Source organism: Brevundimonas sp. NPDC058933, assembly GCF_049315965.1.
Lineage (GTDB): Bacteria > Pseudomonadota > Alphaproteobacteria > Caulobacterales > Caulobacteraceae > Brevundimonas.
This window is the reverse complement of sequence record NZ_JBMOSL010000005.1, coordinates 95,049-110,487: the sequence shown is the minus strand read 5'-3', so window position 1 is coordinate 110,487 and position 15,439 is coordinate 95,049. Positions and strand designations below refer to the sequence as shown.

Genomic DNA, 15,439 nt, shown 5'->3' with positions numbered 1-15,439 from the left:
GTCGGCGGATTTGGAAGCCCGCTTCCCCAGCTTGGCCGCAGATTTTCCTCATTTTTTCGGCTTCGGCGCTCAGATGGCAAAAAGGGCGGCTCTTGCGAGCCGCCCTTTCCGTTCCGGATCGAACCGAACTTACCAGGGACGGTAGTTCAGGCCGATGTTGAAGCGACGACCGTAGGGGTCGAAGTTCGAGTAGAGGGTCGTGCCCAGCCACGGCGCCTGTTCGGCGTCGAAGATGTTGGTCACGCCGGCCCGCAGGGTCAGGTCGTCACGAACATTCCAGCGAACCAGCAGGTCGTTGCGGACGAAGTTGCCGGTGCGCAGGTATTCGACCGGACGCGAGTCGATGTTGGAGATGAAGTCGCGGTACTGGATGATGTCTTGCGACGCCTGCCAGTCAGCGACCCAGGACACGCGCCAGGCATCGTTCGGTTCCCAGGCCAGCGTCGAGCTGAAGCGAACCCGCGGGAACGAACCGCCGACCTGCGCGGTGCTGGCGAACTCGGTGAACTCACCCGGCTGTTCCAGGTTGTTGAACTGCTTCTGTTCAATCAGCCACGAACCGTTGATCGAGTAGTCGAAGCGACCCCAGTTTTTGCCCAGCATCTCTTCGGTGTCGAAGGCGTAGCGAGCCGTGAAGTCCAGACCGCGGACGGTCCGCTTGGCGTAGTTGATCGACCCCTGAATGAAGCCGATCTGCGTGATCGGGTCACCCACCTTGAAGGCTTCCGAACGATCTTGCGCGGTGAGCGGGTTAGCGATCGCCGTGTTGTTGCGGAAGATGGTGGAGCAGGCCGACTGGTTCAGCGTCGCGCCGCTCACGCAGTTGGCGGCCGCCGTCGCAGCCCCCACCGACTGGATGACGTTGTCGATCTGGATCTCATAGTAGTCCAGAACCGCGCTGAAGTTCGGAATGAAGCGCGGCTGGAACACCGTCGAGAAGGTGAAGGAGGTCGACTCTTCCGGCTGCAGGTTGATGTTGCCGCCGTTCACGCCCGCGGTCGTCGAGGTATAGACCGGGATGTAGTCGTCGTCCGGCGTGGCCGTCGTGCCGCCGAAGTCGTAGCTCAGACCCTTGGCCGTAGCCAGAGCGGTACAGTTGGCGATCCGGTTGGCCCGGATGTCAGCCGCAAGGCTGGCAGCCGTGATCCGCGCGGTGGTGCAGGGGTCCATAACGTCGACGAAGGTCTGGCCGAAGGGCGAGAACTGCTCCGCCAGCGTCGGGACGCGGATCGAGTTATTGTAGCTGGTCTTGAACGAGATGTCCTGGATCGGACGATAGATGAAGTTCACGCCATAGACTTCCTGACCGCCAACGGTCGAGTAGTCCGAGTAACGATAGCTGGCGCTCAGCTCCGAGTATTCACCCAGGAAGTTGTCGCGGAACAGCGGGATCGAAACTTCGGTGAACACTTCCTTGGACTCGTAGGACGTGCCCGGGAAGTCAGCGCTGCTGTTGGAGAACAGGAAGCGATCGCCGAATGAACGGCTGCGGCCTTCGGCCGAGGTGTACTCCTTGCGGTATTCGGCGCCCAGGGCCAGGCCGATGGCGCCAGCGCCCCAGAAGTCCCACAGCTGCCCCGAAACAGCGGCGATGGCATCATGCTGTTCGTTGACCTGTTTGATGGTCACGAAGGCCTCGACGTACTCGTCGCCAGCGGCGCTTTGGTTGCCCTTGCCGAAGATGTTGTACGGCACGCATTCGTTGATGGCAGCGCGACCGGCAGCGCTGTCCTGAACTGCGCCGCCGCGAACCGGGTCGGCCAGACGAACGCCTTGAGCGTCGAGCAGCTTGGCGCGGCAGACCGTGGCGCCAGCCGTGCCGAGAACGCCCGCCGTGTCGATGACGGAGTCGGCGCCGAAGTAGAAGCGCTCGGCGTCAACCGCATTCTCACGGTTTTCGTTATCCATACGGCCGTAGGTGTAGGACGCATCCCAACCGAAGTTCTTGATGAAGCCCAGCTGGCCGTGGTCACCCTTGAAGGCCACCACGTAGCGTTGCAGGTCGCGCTGGTTTTCCTGATAACGATCGTTGCCAAAGCCCGACAGGCGGGCCCACGGGGCAGCGGTAGGCGCCAGAGCGGCGCCCGGGGCGTTCAGGGTCGGCGCACCGTAGTTGGTGACCGTGTTGGTCAAGATAGCGGCTTTCAGATTAGCCGGGATGAAGGCGTTGTCCGACCAGCGCATGTTGGCGGTGGAGCTGCCGGTGATCTGGACGTGACGACCGGCCGAGATGGCGGCGTCGCTGAAATTGATGTCGTAGAAGATCGGCTGGCTGATGTCGTAGGTGTACTCATCGATGTACTTGCCTTCGACGTAGGCCGAGATCTCATCCGTGATCTTGTAGTTGGCGCCGACCTGATAGCGGAACGATTCCGAACGCGGCAGACGGCTGTCGGTCGAGAAGCGTGCAGCGCTCTCGCCGTCGCCGCCGATGTTGTACGGACGGTTGGAGCCCGTGTTGCCGATGCGGTTGCCGAAGTTGGCCAGACGCGCCGTGGTGCCTTCGAACCACCAGGTCTTGGCGGGATCGACCGAGTAGCAGTTGGCGGCGTTGAAGGCCGTGCAGTTCGCTTGCGGGACGTTGGGATTATTCAGCGCGCTGGGCTGCTGGGCGTTGGCCAGGGTCATCTGGCTCCACCGGGGGCGATCCAGGCGGACCGTGCCGGTGAAGATCAGGTTGTCGATACGACCATCGACGTTCGGGCCGTTGGCGATGGCGGTCGGGTCAGCGTCAACGCCAAACAGCACCGGTGCGCGGCGGAGCCAGTCGATGTCCAGGCTCTGGACTTCGTCCTGCTCTTCGTACTCGAGGTGAGCATAGACGTTCAAACGGTCGTCGAAGAGGTTCTTGCCGGCCAGCACCGAGATCCGCTTGGCGGATTGGCCGTCTTCGTTGATCATCGCGTAGTTGGCGTCGATCTCGAGGCCTTCGTAGTCGGTTCGCAGCTTGAAGTTCAGCACACCCGAGACAGCGTCGGCGCCGTAAACCGAAGATGCGCCGCCGGTGATGATTTCGATGTTCTCGATCAGCAGGCGCGGGATGGTGTCGACATCGACGCCCAGCGAACCGCCGATCGAACCCACGTGACGGCGGCCGTCGACGAGGGTCAGGGTGCGACCGGTGCCCAGCGCGCGCAGGTTGGCGACCGACAGGCCGCCGTCGTTCAGACCGGAGCCCGTCGTATCCGAAGGCACGACCGAGTTCGACAGGGCCGGGATCGTCGCCAGATAGTCGATGACCGTCGCCGAACCCGTCGAAAGCAGCGTTTCACGCGCGACCTGGATCAGCGGCGTGGGCGACGAGGTCGGGTCGCGGCGGATACGCGAGCCGGTGACGACGACTTCTTCGACCTGCGTAGCCTGATCGTTTTCAGCGGCCGACGTCGTCTGGGCGAAGGCCGGAGCCGAAACGGCGATGACGCCGGCGAGGATCGTCGTCCCGAAAAGATAGTTGCGCTTCAAGTGCATGTGGAGGGGCCCCAACCTGGTTTGAACTACAGCACAGCGGAATCGCTTGAGGCGACCCGTATGTCAGGTGGTCCCGTCTAATCGAAAACGCCCAGCGAACAAGGTTTGTGACCCAAATCAGGCCATCACGCGTCAAACCTGTAACAATGAGGCCACAGTCCGGTCACACATGACCGATGAATGTTCCGCGATCGCAAGTCATTCCACAAATCACGCGCAGAGCGAGAAATTTTGCTCATTGGGGCGCAATTTTTCGATTTTATGCACGTTATCGCATCACGGCGTGTCGCCGAATGAGGCAATAACTTGCCCGCATTTCGCGGCGGGCCGCTGCGACGCCTGCTACAGGTTGTCGCGCAGCCAGCCAGCGGCGCGGGCGACCATGCCGCCGCGGTGGACCTTGGGGGCGTCGGCGGCGGTGATCTGACGGGACATCAGCTTGCGCGCGGAAACCGCCTCACGCGGGCCGTAGGCGGCGCGCAGCAGGACGCCCGAGGCCGAGCAGAAGGCCGGGCCGGAGGCGGCGTCGGCCAGGTGGGGGGCGCGTTGCGGCTTGCCCAGGCGGACTGGGCGGTCGAAGACGCGCACGGCCAGTTCACGCACGCCGTTCAGCTGACTGGCGCCGCCGGTCAGGACGATGCCGGCGCCCGGGTCCATGCCGACGCCGGCGTGCTTGAGCCGGTCGCGCAGCAATTCGAGGGTTTCCTCGACGCGCGGGGCGATGACGGTCTTGAGCATGGCGCGCGGGACGATGACAGGACCGGCGGACGGGTCCTCGCCGCGCGGCGGGGCCTCCAGCATCTCGCGGTCCTCGTTGGCGCTGGCCATGGCCGAGCCGTGCAGGGTCTTCAGGCGCTCGGCGCCAACCTTGGAGGTCGACAGGCCGCGTGCGATGTCGGCGGTGACGTGATCGCCGCCGACGTTCAGGCTTTCGATGTGGAGCAAGGACCGCCCGCCCCAGACCGCCGCAGAGGTCGAGCCGCCGCCCATGTCGATGCAGACGCTGCCCAGCTCCATCTCGTCCTCTTCCAGCGCGGCGAGCGAGGAGACGACGGGGGCGGCGGCGACGCCTTGCAGGTCGAGGTGGGCCAGTTCGAGGCAGTGGCTGAGGGCGCCGAACGAACCTTCGGACATGGAGACGACCAGCAGGTCGAGGCCCAGCGAGCCGCCGCGCATCGAGCGCGGGTCATGGACGCCGCGCGCCCCGTCCACCGACCAGGCGATGGGCAGGACGTGGATCGGGCGACGGTTGGGCAGACGGATCTGGGCCAGGGCCATGCCGATGGCGCGGGCCAGGTCGCCGTCGCTGATCGGGTGGGCGCCCAGCGAGACGCGGGCCTGGACCCGGTGGCTGGCCATCTGGCCGATGGCCGTGGTGACGATGACGCCGGAGACGGGCGAGCCGGCGGCGCGCTCGGCGCGCTCGACCGCGTGACCGATGGCCTGGGCGGCCTCGTCCATGTTGACGATGGCCCCGCCGCGCACGCCGCGCGACTGGACGTGGCTGGCGCCCGCGACGCGTATGGTGCGGTCGGCGTGACGTACGCCCTCGGGCTTCATGATGAAGCAGGCGACCTTGGACTGGCCCAGGTCGAGCGCGGCCACGGCCGGAGCGCGCGGGGCGCCCTTGGCTTGATCCGTGTTCGTGTCTCGGCTGCGTCCGGCCATGATGATCGTGTCCTGGATATTCGGTTCAGACGGCGCCTTCGGAGGGCCGGACGGCGACCTCCTCGGGCGTGCGGAGATCGACCCGGGCGAAGCCCAGGTCGAGAAGGCGTTCGCGCTGATCCAGCGCGTCGAGGCGGATCAGGGCGCTGTCCTGATCGACGGCGGGCAGCTGGATCAGGCTGCCGTCCTTGAGGCGCAGGTCCCAGCGGCGCTCGTCCACGCGGACCAGGGCCTCGATGCGGGCCATCAGGCGCGGGCGCTGGGCCAGCAGCGGCAGGATTTCAGACGCGGTCTGATCGGCGCCCTTGCCCACCACCAGCGGCAGCTTGGGATAGCGGCCCGCGTCGGCCCCCTGGATGACCTTGCCGCCGCTGTCGATGACATAGGCGTGCCCGGCGGTCTGCCAGACGGCCAGGCGGTCGTGTTCCTTGACGTCGACGATCAGGGTGTCGGGCAACAGGCGCACCACGCGCGCCTCCTTGACCCAGCCCACGGCCTGGACCCGGTCGCGCACGGCGTTGAGGTCAAGGCTGACGATGGGCTGGTCAGCGCGGACGCCGACAGCCTGCTGGATCGCGGCGCGGGCCTCGGGCGAGGCGCCGGTGACGTGGACCTGCTTGACCTTCAGACCCATGCCGGAGGTGACGGTGTCGAACTTGTTGGAGACCGAGTTGGATATGCGCTCGGCGCGCGCGCCGGTGGCCAGGACCCCGCCCAGAACCACGACGCCCGCCACGATGGAGATCAGGACGGCGCGCGGAGACAGGTCCAGCCGACCAATGGCGGCGACCTTGCCCGGCGCAGCCGGCGCCTTGCGGGACCCCTGCCCCTTGCCTTTTGTCGAACCCTGTCGCCGACCGCCACGCACTACCGCGGGCATGAGGCGTCCTCCACCATCCACCGAACCAGATCACGATACGCCATCCCGACATAGGCCGCCTGCTCGGGACTGAGCGAGGTCGGCGTCATGCCGGGCTGGGTGTTGACCTCCAGAAGAACGAGAACGTCGTTAACATCGTCATAACGGAAGTCGGATCGGGACACGCCGCGGCAGCCCATGGCCGTGTGGGCCAGCTCGGACTGACGCAGCGCCGCCTCGAAAACCTGGGCGGGCAGTTCGGCGGGCAGGACGTGCTTGGAGCCGCCCGGCGCGTACTTGGCCTCATAGTCGTAGAAGCCCTTGGTCGGGGTGATGTCGGTGACGGTCAGGGCGCGCGGGCCGTCTGCCTCGCCCAGTACGGTGACGGCCAGTTCCTTGCCCGCGATGAAGGGCTCGACCATGACCAGGTCGCCATAGGTCCAGCTGTCGTCGCCGACGATGGCGCAGGGCGCATCGCCGGGCTGGATGACATAGACGCCGACAGAGGAACCCTCGGCGTTCGGCTTGATGACATAGGGGGGCGCGATGACGTGGTCCGCCGCCACCGCCTTGCGGTCAAACAGGCCGCCGCCGGGGACGACGACGCCCGCCGCGCGCAGCACGGCCTTGGACTTGTCCTTGTCCATCGCCAGGGCCGAGGCCAGAACGCCGGAGTGGGTGTAGGGGATGCGCAGGGTCTCAAGGATGCCCTGGACGCAGCCGTCCTCGCCCCATTCGCCATGCAGGGCGTTGAAGACGACGTCGGGCTTCAGGGCGGTCAGGACCTGGGCCAGATCACGGCCGGCGTCGACGCGCGTGACCTTGGCCACCTGCCCCTCCAGGGCGTCGGCGCAGCCGCGACCGGACGACAGCGAAACCTCGCGTTCCGACGACAGGCCGCCCATCAGGACAGCGACGTGAAGGGTGTTCAGGGGCGCGCGCATGGGACGATCCGACTACTAGCCCGCCCCTATGCCCTGAATACGGTTAACCGGTTGGAAACGATAGCGGGACGGGCGGGGAATTTAAGCGCCTCTCCCTCCCCTTCATGGGGAGGGTGGTCGCGTAGCGACCGGGTGGGGAGGGCGTGGCGATACCGAGCGCGGCGCTTGATTTGCCAAAGCGCCCCCACCCGTCTGCCGCTTCGCGTCAGCCACCCTCCCCATGAAGGGGAGGGAGAGGCGCGCTTTTACTTCCGGCCGATGCGCTTGATTTCCCAGTCGAGCTGGACGCCGGTCTTGGTCAGGACGTCGGCGCGGACGGCTTCGCCCAGGGCTTCGATGTCAGCGGCGGTGGCTTCGCCCGGGTTGATCATGAAGTTGGCGTGCAGTTCGCTGAACTTGGCGCCGCCGCCGGTCTCGGCGCGCAGCTTGCCGCGCCAGCCCGCCCCGTCGACCAGCTTCCACGAGGAATGGCCTTCGGGGTTCTTGAAGGTCGAGCCGCCGGTCTTTTCGCGGATCGGCTGGGTCGTCTCGCGGCGGCTGGTAATCTCGTGGATGCGGGCGGCGACGGCCTCGGGCGCGTCGGGCGCGCCGCGATAGGTGGCCTCCATCCAGATGATGTCGGCCGGGGCGTTGGAATGGCGATAGGTGTAGCCGAAGTCGGCCAGCGTCAGCTCGACCCGCTGACCCTGACGGTTCAGACCCCAAGCCCAGACCAGAACGTCCTTGGTCTCAGCGCCATAGCAGCCGGCGTTCATGGTCAGGGCGCCGCCGATGGTGCCGGGGATGCCGGCGTAGAACTCCAGCCCGGCGATGCCCGCCTTGGCCGAGGCCTTGGCCACCATCGAGTCCAGCGCGCCTGCGCCCGTGGTCACGGTGTCGCCCTCGGTCGTGATGGCGGCGAAGGCGCGGCCCGCCAGACGGATCACCACCCCCTCGACCCCGCCGTCGCGGACGATCAGGTTGGAGCCGACGCCGATGATGGTGACGGGCACGGCCTCGGGCAGAGCCTTGAGGAAGTCGGCCAGATCCTCGGCGTCCGCCGGAATGAAGAGGGCGTCCGCCGCCCCGCCGACCCGGAACCAGGTGTAGGGTCCCAGCGGCTCGTTCAGCAGCAGCTTGCCGCGCACGGTGGGGAGGGTGTCAGTCCAGGACATCTGTTAATCCGCTCATCCCGGCGGACGCCGGGATCCAGTTCTTTGGCTGCATCCAGCCGTTTGGCGTTCTGCCCGATGTAGGGCGGCAAAGGCGCGTCGTTAAGCTCTCACTGGATCCCGGCGTCCGCCGGGATGAGCGGGTGAAATGGTCTAGCCCAAGGCCTCAAGCTGCGCCGGCAGGGCGTAGGCCCAGCTGGTGATGTCGCCGGCGCCCAGTAAGACGACCAGATCGCCCGGTTTGGCTTCATCCTTGATGACGCGCGGCAGGACTGCGGCGTTTTCCAGCGCGGCGACGTTGCGATGGCCGTAGCGGCGGATGCCGTCGGCCAGGGCGTGCTTGTCCACGCCTTCGATCGGCTGTTCGCCCGCCGGATAGACGTCGGCGACCAGGACGGCGTCGGCGTCCGAGAAGCAGGTGGAGAAGTCCTCCATCAGATCGCGCAGGCGGGTGTAGCGATGCGGCTGGACCACGGCGATGACGCGGCCGGGGTTGTCCGCCGACTGGACCACCTGACGGGCGGCCTTGAGCACGGCGGCGATCTCGACCGGGTGGTGGCCATAATCGTCGATGACGCGCACGCCGCCGACGACGCCCGTGGTGGTGAAGCGGCGCTTGACCCCGCCAAAGCCGGCCAGACCGGCGCGCAGAGCGTCGTCGTCCACACCCAGTTCGCGGGCCACGGCGATGGCGGCCAGGGAGTTGGAGACGTTATGCCAGCCGGCCATGGGCAGATAGAGGCCCTCGATGCGGATCGGCTCGTCCAGGGCGGCCAGACCCTGGCCCTGCACCACCACGTCGAAACGGGCGCCGTCGGGCGACATCTGCACGTTCTCGGCGCGGACCATGGCCTGAGGGTTCAGGCCGTAGGTGACGAGGCGGCGGTTGTCGATCTGGGCCGCCAGCTTCTGCACTTCCGGGTGGTCCAGGCAGACCACGCCGAAACCGTAGAAGGGAATGTCCTCGATGAAGTCGCAGAAGGCCTTCTTGACCGCGTCGAAGTCGCCGTAGTGGTCCAGGTGTTCAGGATCGATATTGGTGATGATGGCCACGGTGCATTTCAGGCGCAGGAAACTGCCGTCGCTCTCGTCGGCCTCGACCACGATCCAGTCGCCCTCGCCCACCTTGGCGTTGGTGCCGTAGGCGTTGATGATGCCGCCGTTGACCACCGTCGGGTCCAGACCCGCCGCGTCCAGCAGGGCCGCGACCATGGAGGTGGTCGTGGTCTTGCCATGGGTGCCGCCCACGCCGATCGAGAATTGCAGGCGCATCAGCTCGGCCAGCATCTCGGCCCGGCGGACCAGGGGAATGCGACGCTCGCGCGCCACGACCAGTTCGGGGTTGGCCGCCTTGACCGCTGTCGAATAGACCACCGCCGAGACGCCCTCGGTCACGTGCGCGGCGTCATGGCCGATGTAGATGCGGGCGCCCAGGCGCTCCAGCCGCTCGGTGTTGGCGCTGGCCTTGGCGTCCGAGCCGGACACCTGATAGCCGATCTTCAGCATGATCTCGGCGATGCCGCTCATGCCGATGCCGCCGATACCGACGAAGTGGACAGGCCCAAGGGCGAACGGGACGGGGCGAAGGCGTGCGATCATCCTGGCCTCATAGCTCAGACGGGATGCGATTTGCACCATCTTTGCCTTCTCCCCCTGTGGGAGAAGGATTCTATAGATCCGCCCGGATCTTAAGTTTGGTTACTCCGCCTTAACCGTAAGGATTCACCATAAGGTCCTCATCTGTCCGGGGCCGCTTATCCATGTCCGAGTTGAAGACCGACGTCATCCTGCGTGGCGACTGCATCGAGGTGCTGAAGGGCCTGCCGGACAAGTCGGTGGACATGGTCTTCGCCGATCCTCCCTATAACCTGCAACTGGGCGGCGACCTGCTGCGTCCCGACAATTCCAAGGTCGATGCGGTCGATGACGAATGGGACAAGTTCGACAGCTTCGCCGCCTATGACGCCTTCACTCGCGCCTGGCTGGGCGAGTGCCGCCGGGTGCTGAAGGACGAGGGCTCGCTCTGGGTCATCGGCAGCTATCACAACATCTTCCGACTGGGCTCGGCGATGCAGGACCTGGGCTTCTGGGTGCTGAACGACATCATCTGGCGCAAGTCCAACCCGATGCCGAACTTCAAGGGCACGCGCTTCACCAATGCGCACGAGACCCTGATCTGGGCCGCCAAGTCGCGCGAGCAGAAGCGCTACACCTTCAACTACGACGCGCTGAAAGCCTTTAACGAAGACACCCAGATGCGCTCGGACTGGACCCTGGCCCTGTGCACCGGCAATGAGCGCCTGAAGGACGAGAACGGCGACAAGGCCCACCCGACCCAGAAGCCCGAGGCCCTGCTGCACCGGGTCATCCTGTCGGCCAGCCGCGTCGGCGACGTGATCCTGGACCCCTTCTTCGGCACCGGCACCACGGGGGCTGCGGCCAAGCGCCTGGGACGCCGCTTCATCGGCATCGAACGCGACGAGGGCTACGCCAAGGTGGCCGAGAAGCGCATCAAGGCCGTCATCCCTACCGCGCCCGAGGACCTCGTCGTCACCGGCTCCAAGAAGACCGAGGTCAAGGTGCCGTTCGGCGCCCTGGTCGAAGCCGGCCTGCTGGCGCCGGGCGACAAGCTCTACTGCCCCAAGGGCGACCATGAGGCCCGCGTGCGCGCCGACGGATCGCTGGTGTCCGGCTCCATGACCGGCTCGATCCACAAGCTGGGCGCCCTTCTGGAAAACGCCCCGGCCTGCAACGGCTGGACCTACTGGCGCTTCAAGACCGACACCGGCCTCAAGCCCATCGACGCCCTGCGCACGGAAATCCGCGCGGGGATGCAATAGGCCGCGCCTGTTCGCACCTGCGGTAAGCCCTAGGTCAGGCTAATATTTTATCGTTCCGGCAACGCTGGAACTTCGGCCGTCAGCCCGTGTTGACGACTCCAGTGCTCCATCGGGGGCGCTGGAGCCACGACATGAAAATTGCACAGGTAACCCCCTTGTACGAGGCCGTGCCCCCGCGTCTCTACGGCGGCACGGAACGGGTGGTCGCCCATCTGACAGACGCCCTGGTTGAGCTGGGTCACGACGTCACCCTGTTCGCCAGCGCCGACGCCGAGACGCGCGCGCGACTGATCCCCGTGCGGGACCAGGCCATCCGGCTCGACCCGGCGCCGCTCAAGTCAGACATGGCCGCGCACATGACCCTGCTGGCCGAGGTTCTGGATCGGGCCGACGACTTCGATGTGATCCATTTTCACACCGACATCATTCAGTTTCCCTTCTTCCGCGACCTGGCCGACAAGACCATCACAACCCTGCACGGGCGGCTGGACCTGAAGGACCTGCCCGAGGTCTATGAGCGCTGGTCCGAGTTCGGGCTGGTCTCCATCTCCGACGATCAGCGCCGCCCGTTGCCAGACGCCAACTGGAAGGCGACCGTGCATCACGGCATGCCCGGCGACCTCTATCGCTTCTCGCCCAAATCGCAGGGCTATCTGGCCTTCCTGGGCCGCATCTCGCCCGAGAAGCGGCCAGACCGCGCCATTGAGATCGCCACGCGCCTGGGCAAGCCGCTGAAGATCGCCGCCAAGGTCGACGCCGCGGACAAGGCCTACTGGGAGACGGTCATCAAGCCGATGATCGACGCCAATCCCCTGATCGAGTTCATTGGCGAGATCGGCGATCATCAGAAGTCGGCCTTCCTCGGCGGGGCCGAGGCCCTGCTCTTCCCCATCGACTGGCCCGAACCTTTCGGCCTGGTGATGATCGAGGCCATGGCCTGCGGCACGCCTGTCGTTGCCTTCCGTTGTGGATCGACGCCCGAAATCATCGAGCATGGCGCGACGGGCTTTCTGGTCGATACGCTGGACCAGGCGGTGGTCGCCGCCGGACAGGCGCATCTTCTGGACCGCGAGGCGATCCGGGCGCGGTTCGATCTGCGTTTCTCCGCCACGGCCATGGCGCGACGCTATCTCGACGTCTACGGCGATCTGCTGGCCCGTCGGCCTTATGCAGCTCACGTTCTGGACGGCGTTCGCTCGACGCCCCGCGTCGCCAACGAGGATCGCATCTTCGCGGCGCCTGGAAGCGTTCCGGCTGAACCCTTCGCGACTTCGGCCATTTCTCTCAGGGGTGCATGAGCGACTACCCGTGCTGAAGCGAGGCAGACCATGGACGACGCCTATTCGGTCCAGACCACGGCCGCCGACACCAACGACCAGGACGGTCTCGAGACCCTGATGGCGCTGAAGGACGCCGACACCTTTCTGGTGGCGGACCACTGGGGCGACGTGAAAAGCGGCGCAGACGGCCTGTTTGATCGGGATACGCGTCTGCTGTCGCATCTTGTGCTGACAGTCGGACGGGCGCGCCCATCCCGGCTCAGTTCCGGAGTGACGAAGGACAACGTCTTCTTCACCTGCCATTCGACCAACCGCCCCTTGCCGCCGATGGGCGGCCGTTCTGCGCCGGCCGGCGTGCTGCACCTGGAAAGGCGGCGCTTCCTCTGGGACAGGCGGCTGTTTGAGCGGGTGCGGATGGTCAACCACGGCATCGAGGACATCCTCCTGCCGCTGGCTTTCGACTTCGGGGCCGATTTCGCCGACATTTTCCAGGTCCGCGGAACGCCCAGAGCAAAACGTGGAGAAGTTCATGCGCCGTCGATGGACGGGCGCCGCGTCACCTTCCGCTACACCGGGCTGGACGAAACGGTCCGCACCAGTTGCCTGTCCTTTTCCGAGCCGCCCGCGCGTCTGAGCGCGAGCCGGGCCGAGTTCATGTTCAGCCTGCCCAAGGGCAAGAATCTGGACCTCTACATCGAGTGCGGCGTCGATGCCTGCGACACGCCCGACAAGGACCGGTGGCGCTTGAAAGCCGTCCAGGCGCGCCTGGCCATCCGTCGAAGACTTCGACGCGGCGCCAGCGTGCGGGCCCCGCGCAATCCCCGCATCAATGACTGGCTGACCCAGTCGCGAACCGATGTGGCCCTGCTGACGACCGACCTGCCCACCGGTCCCTATCCCTACGCCGGGGTTCCCTGGTTCTCGACCCCCTTTGGACGCGACGGCATCATCACCGCCTGGCAGATGCTGTGGATCGACCCCAGTCTGGCGCGCGGCGTCCTGACCTATCTGGCGTCGCGTCAGGCGACCGAGGTCAACGCCTTCATGGATTCAGCCCCGGGCAAGATCATGCACGAGACGCGCGGCGGCGAGATGTCGGTGCTGGGCGAGGTGCCGTTCGGCCTCTATTACGGAGGGGTGGACACCACCTGCCTGTTCGTCGCCCTGGCAGGGGCCTACCTCAAACGCACAGGCGACCTGGCGACCATCCGCAGGCTGTGGCCAAACCTGATCGCAGCAGCGGGCTGGATGACGGACTACGGCGACTCGAACGGCGATGGTCTGATCGACTACGCCCGGGCCGCAGAGACCGGCCTGTCGAACCAGGGCTGGAAGGATTCCGAAGACTCCATCTTCGACCGGGACGGCTGCTTTCCCAAGGGGCCCGTCGCCCTGCTGGAGGTTCAGGGCTACGCCTTCGCCGCCTGGACGGCCATGGCCGACATGGGCGTGCTCCTGAGCGACAGTCGATCGCAGGAGTGGAGAGCCCGGGCGGAGACCGTGAGGTCGCTGGTCGAAGACCGCTTCTGGATGGAGGACCAGAACTTCTATGCCGTGGCCCTCGACGGCGACGGCAGGCAGATGCAGGCGATCGGTTCCAACGCCGGGCACCTGTTGTTCAGCGGCCTGCCCAAACCCGAGCGCGCCCGTCTGGTGACGCGGCGGATGCTGACGGCGGAGTTTCGCTCCGGCTGGGGCTTGCGCACGCTCGCCAAGGGGCAGGCTCGCTTCAATCCGATGAGCTACCACAACGGCTCGGTCTGGCCGCACGACACGGCCATGGCGGCGGCGGGCATGGCGGGCTATGGCGAACGGCGGGCGGTGGCCATGTTGCTGGGCGAGATCTACGGTGCGGCCGCCCATTTCCAATTGCGCCTGCCCGAACTGTTCTGCGGCTTCATCCGCGAGACCGGCGAGCCGCCGATCGCCTATCCGGTAGCCTGCCTGCCTCAGGCCTGGGCCGCCGGTTCCGTCTTTCTGATGCTGCAGGCGGCGCTGGGCCTGTCCATCGACGCGACCGAGCAACTGGTCGAGATCGCCGATCCGACCCTGCCGCCGGGCGTGGATCGGCTGTCGATCACGCGACTTCAGGTCGGCGACGGGGTCATCGACCTGCACTTCCAGCGATTGGACGGCCAGGTGGTCGTGATGCCGCGCGAACGCAGCGGCATCGTCAATCTGCGCGTGACCGGCTAGGTCGCCAGGCCACGCTCCAGCGCCTTCCGGAACACCGTCGGGAGCGCGCTCAAGGCGTCGTTGGCAGGGGTCCAGAGAAAGTCGCCGTCCCCCGCACCGACATGAACCGTCAGGGTCAGGCTGAAGTGGGTGAAGACGTGTTCGATCGCGCCCGCTTCGGTCCAGTCCGCCGGAACCGGGGGCTGGAACGCCGGCGCCGCGCTCCAGTCCGAGGTCGGCAGGCCCGTCATGCCGCCCAACAGGCCCTTGTCCGGCCGTCTCACCAGACCGATCCGTCCCTGGGCGTCGCGCAGGACAAAGGCGTGGCCCAGACGGTGGGGGCGCTCGGCCTTTTTCGTCTTCAGCGGATAGCGAGCCGGTTCGCCCGTCTTCAGGCCCTCGCAGCCGAAGGCCAGGGGGCAGAGTTCGCATGACGGCGATTTGGGACGACAGACGCCGGAACCGAGATCCATCAGGGCCTGGGGCCAGTCTCCGGCTCGATCTGCGCAAACGAACCGAGCCGCCAGACGTTTCAACTCGGGCCGGGCGGCAGGCAAGGGCGTCTCGACCGCGAACAGCCGGCTCATGACCCGCTCGACATTGCCATCCACGACGTTGGCCGGCCGGTCAAAGCCGATGGCGGCGACAGCGGCGGCGGTATAGGCGCCCACCCCCGGCAGGGCCAGAAGCGCCGCCTCAGTGTCAGGAAAGACGCCGCCGTGATCCCTGGCCACGGCGCGGGCGCAGGCCAGCAGGTTGCGGGCGCGGGCGTAGTATCCCAGCCCCGCCCATGCGGCCATCAGATCGGCGTCCTCAACGGCGGCGAGGTCGCTGACGGTGGGCCAGCGGGCGGTGAAGCGCTCGAAATAGGGGGCGGCGTGCGGCACCGTGGTCTGTTGCAGCATGACCTCGGACAGCCAGACCCGATAGGGATCGGTGCGCGTCCCCGACCCCGGCGGGGCGCGCCACGGCAGGGTCCGCGCATGGGCGTCGTACCAATCAAGCAGGGCGGCGCGGAGGGAAGAGACGTCGAGCATGTGTCGCGATATACAGG

The 15,439-nt window shown here is 66.5% G+C and carries 10 protein-coding genes; 3 read left to right on the top strand and 7 right to left on the bottom strand.

From position 1 onward, the window contains the following. Positions 1-129: 129 nt before the first annotated feature. From ACOZBP_RS11310 to murC, 6 genes are all read right to left on the bottom strand, one after another. Positions 130-3,468, bottom strand: coding sequence for a TonB-dependent receptor domain-containing protein (locus ACOZBP_RS11310; protein ID WP_422676538.1), 3,339 nt, complete (start codon positions 3,466-3,468; stop codon positions 130-132). Between the two features lie 342 nt (positions 3,469-3,810). Then, on the bottom strand, positions 3,811-5,136 hold the full coding sequence (gene ftsA, locus ACOZBP_RS11305; RefSeq protein WP_105563928.1) for a cell division protein FtsA: 1,326 nt from the start codon (positions 5,134-5,136) through the stop codon (positions 3,811-3,813). A gap of 25 nt (positions 5,137-5,161) precedes the next feature. After that, positions 5,162-6,016, bottom strand: a complete 855-nt coding sequence (locus ACOZBP_RS11300; RefSeq protein ID WP_422676537.1) for a cell division protein FtsQ/DivIB — start codon at positions 6,014-6,016, stop codon at positions 5,162-5,164. Further along, entirely contained in the window at positions 6,004-6,939 is a 936-nt protein-coding gene (locus ACOZBP_RS11295) for a D-alanine--D-alanine ligase (protein WP_422676536.1), read from the bottom strand. The genes ACOZBP_RS11300 and ACOZBP_RS11295 overlap by 13 nt, the downstream gene beginning before the upstream one ends. Positions 6,940-7,184: 245 nt before the next feature. Further along, complete coding sequence (gene murB / locus ACOZBP_RS11290; RefSeq protein ID WP_422676535.1) at positions 7,185-8,093, bottom strand: UDP-N-acetylmuramate dehydrogenase; 909 nt, start codon at positions 8,091-8,093, stop codon at positions 7,185-7,187. A 150-nt stretch (positions 8,094-8,243) separates the two neighbouring features. Then, positions 8,244-9,689: a UDP-N-acetylmuramate--L-alanine ligase gene (murC, locus tag ACOZBP_RS11285; protein WP_422676534.1), complete on the bottom strand. Its 1,446-nt coding sequence runs from the start codon at positions 9,687-9,689 to the stop codon at positions 8,244-8,246. 161 nt (positions 9,690-9,850) lie between these two features. Here murC and ACOZBP_RS11280 point away from each other — a divergent pair, with 161 nt between their 5' ends. The 3 genes from ACOZBP_RS11280 to ACOZBP_RS11270 all read left to right on the top strand — a co-directional run bounded on the left by ACOZBP_RS11280 (position 9,851) and on the right by ACOZBP_RS11270 (position 14,406). After that, entirely contained in the window at positions 9,851-10,930 is a 1,080-nt protein-coding gene (locus ACOZBP_RS11280) for a site-specific DNA-methyltransferase (protein ID WP_422676532.1), read from the top strand. Between the two features lie 131 nt (positions 10,931-11,061). Continuing rightward, on the top strand, positions 11,062-12,228 hold the full coding sequence (locus ACOZBP_RS11275) for a glycosyltransferase family 4 protein (protein WP_422676531.1): 1,167 nt from the start codon (positions 11,062-11,064) through the stop codon (positions 12,226-12,228). Positions 12,229-12,258: 30 nt separating this feature from the next. Next, complete coding sequence (locus ACOZBP_RS11270) at positions 12,259-14,406, top strand: glycogen debranching N-terminal domain-containing protein (RefSeq protein WP_422676530.1); 2,148 nt, start codon at positions 12,259-12,261, stop codon at positions 14,404-14,406. Here ACOZBP_RS11270 and mutY read toward each other — a convergent pair. Then, positions 14,403-15,422: an A/G-specific adenine glycosylase gene (gene mutY / locus ACOZBP_RS11265; protein WP_422676529.1), complete on the bottom strand. Its 1,020-nt coding sequence runs from the start codon at positions 15,420-15,422 to the stop codon at positions 14,403-14,405. The two genes, ACOZBP_RS11270 and mutY, sit on opposite strands and share 4 nt — an antisense overlap. Between the last annotated feature and the right edge of the window lie 17 nt (positions 15,423-15,439).

Coding starts and splice junctions, on each gene's coding strand:
- ACOZBP_RS11270 (WP_422676530.1), top strand. CDS start 12,259: ATGGACGACGCCTATTCGGTCCAGACCACGGCCGCCGACACCAACGAC.
- ACOZBP_RS11275 (WP_422676531.1), top strand. CDS start 11,062: ATGAAAATTGCACAGGTAACCCCCTTGTACGAGGCCGTGCCCCCGCGT.
- ACOZBP_RS11310 (WP_422676538.1), bottom strand. CDS start 3,468: ATGCACTTGAAGCGCAACTATCTTTTCGGGACGACGATCCTCGCCGGC.
- ACOZBP_RS11300 (WP_422676537.1), bottom strand. CDS start 6,016: ATGCCCGCGGTAGTGCGTGGCGGTCGGCGACAGGGTTCGACAAAAGGC.
- ACOZBP_RS11280 (WP_422676532.1), top strand. CDS start 9,851: ATGTCCGAGTTGAAGACCGACGTCATCCTGCGTGGCGACTGCATCGAG.
- ACOZBP_RS11295 (WP_422676536.1), bottom strand. CDS start 6,939: ATGCGCGCGCCCCTGAACACCCTTCACGTCGCTGTCCTGATGGGCGGC.
- mutY (WP_422676529.1), bottom strand. CDS start 15,422: ATGCTCGACGTCTCTTCCCTCCGCGCCGCCCTGCTTGATTGGTACGAC.
- ftsA (WP_105563928.1), bottom strand. CDS start 5,136: ATGGCCGGACGCAGCCGAGACACGAACACGGATCAAGCCAAGGGCGCC.
- murB (WP_422676535.1), bottom strand. CDS start 8,093: ATGTCCTGGACTGACACCCTCCCCACCGTGCGCGGCAAGCTGCTGCTG.
- murC (WP_422676534.1), bottom strand. CDS start 9,689: ATGATCGCACGCCTTCGCCCCGTCCCGTTCGCCCTTGGGCCTGTCCAC.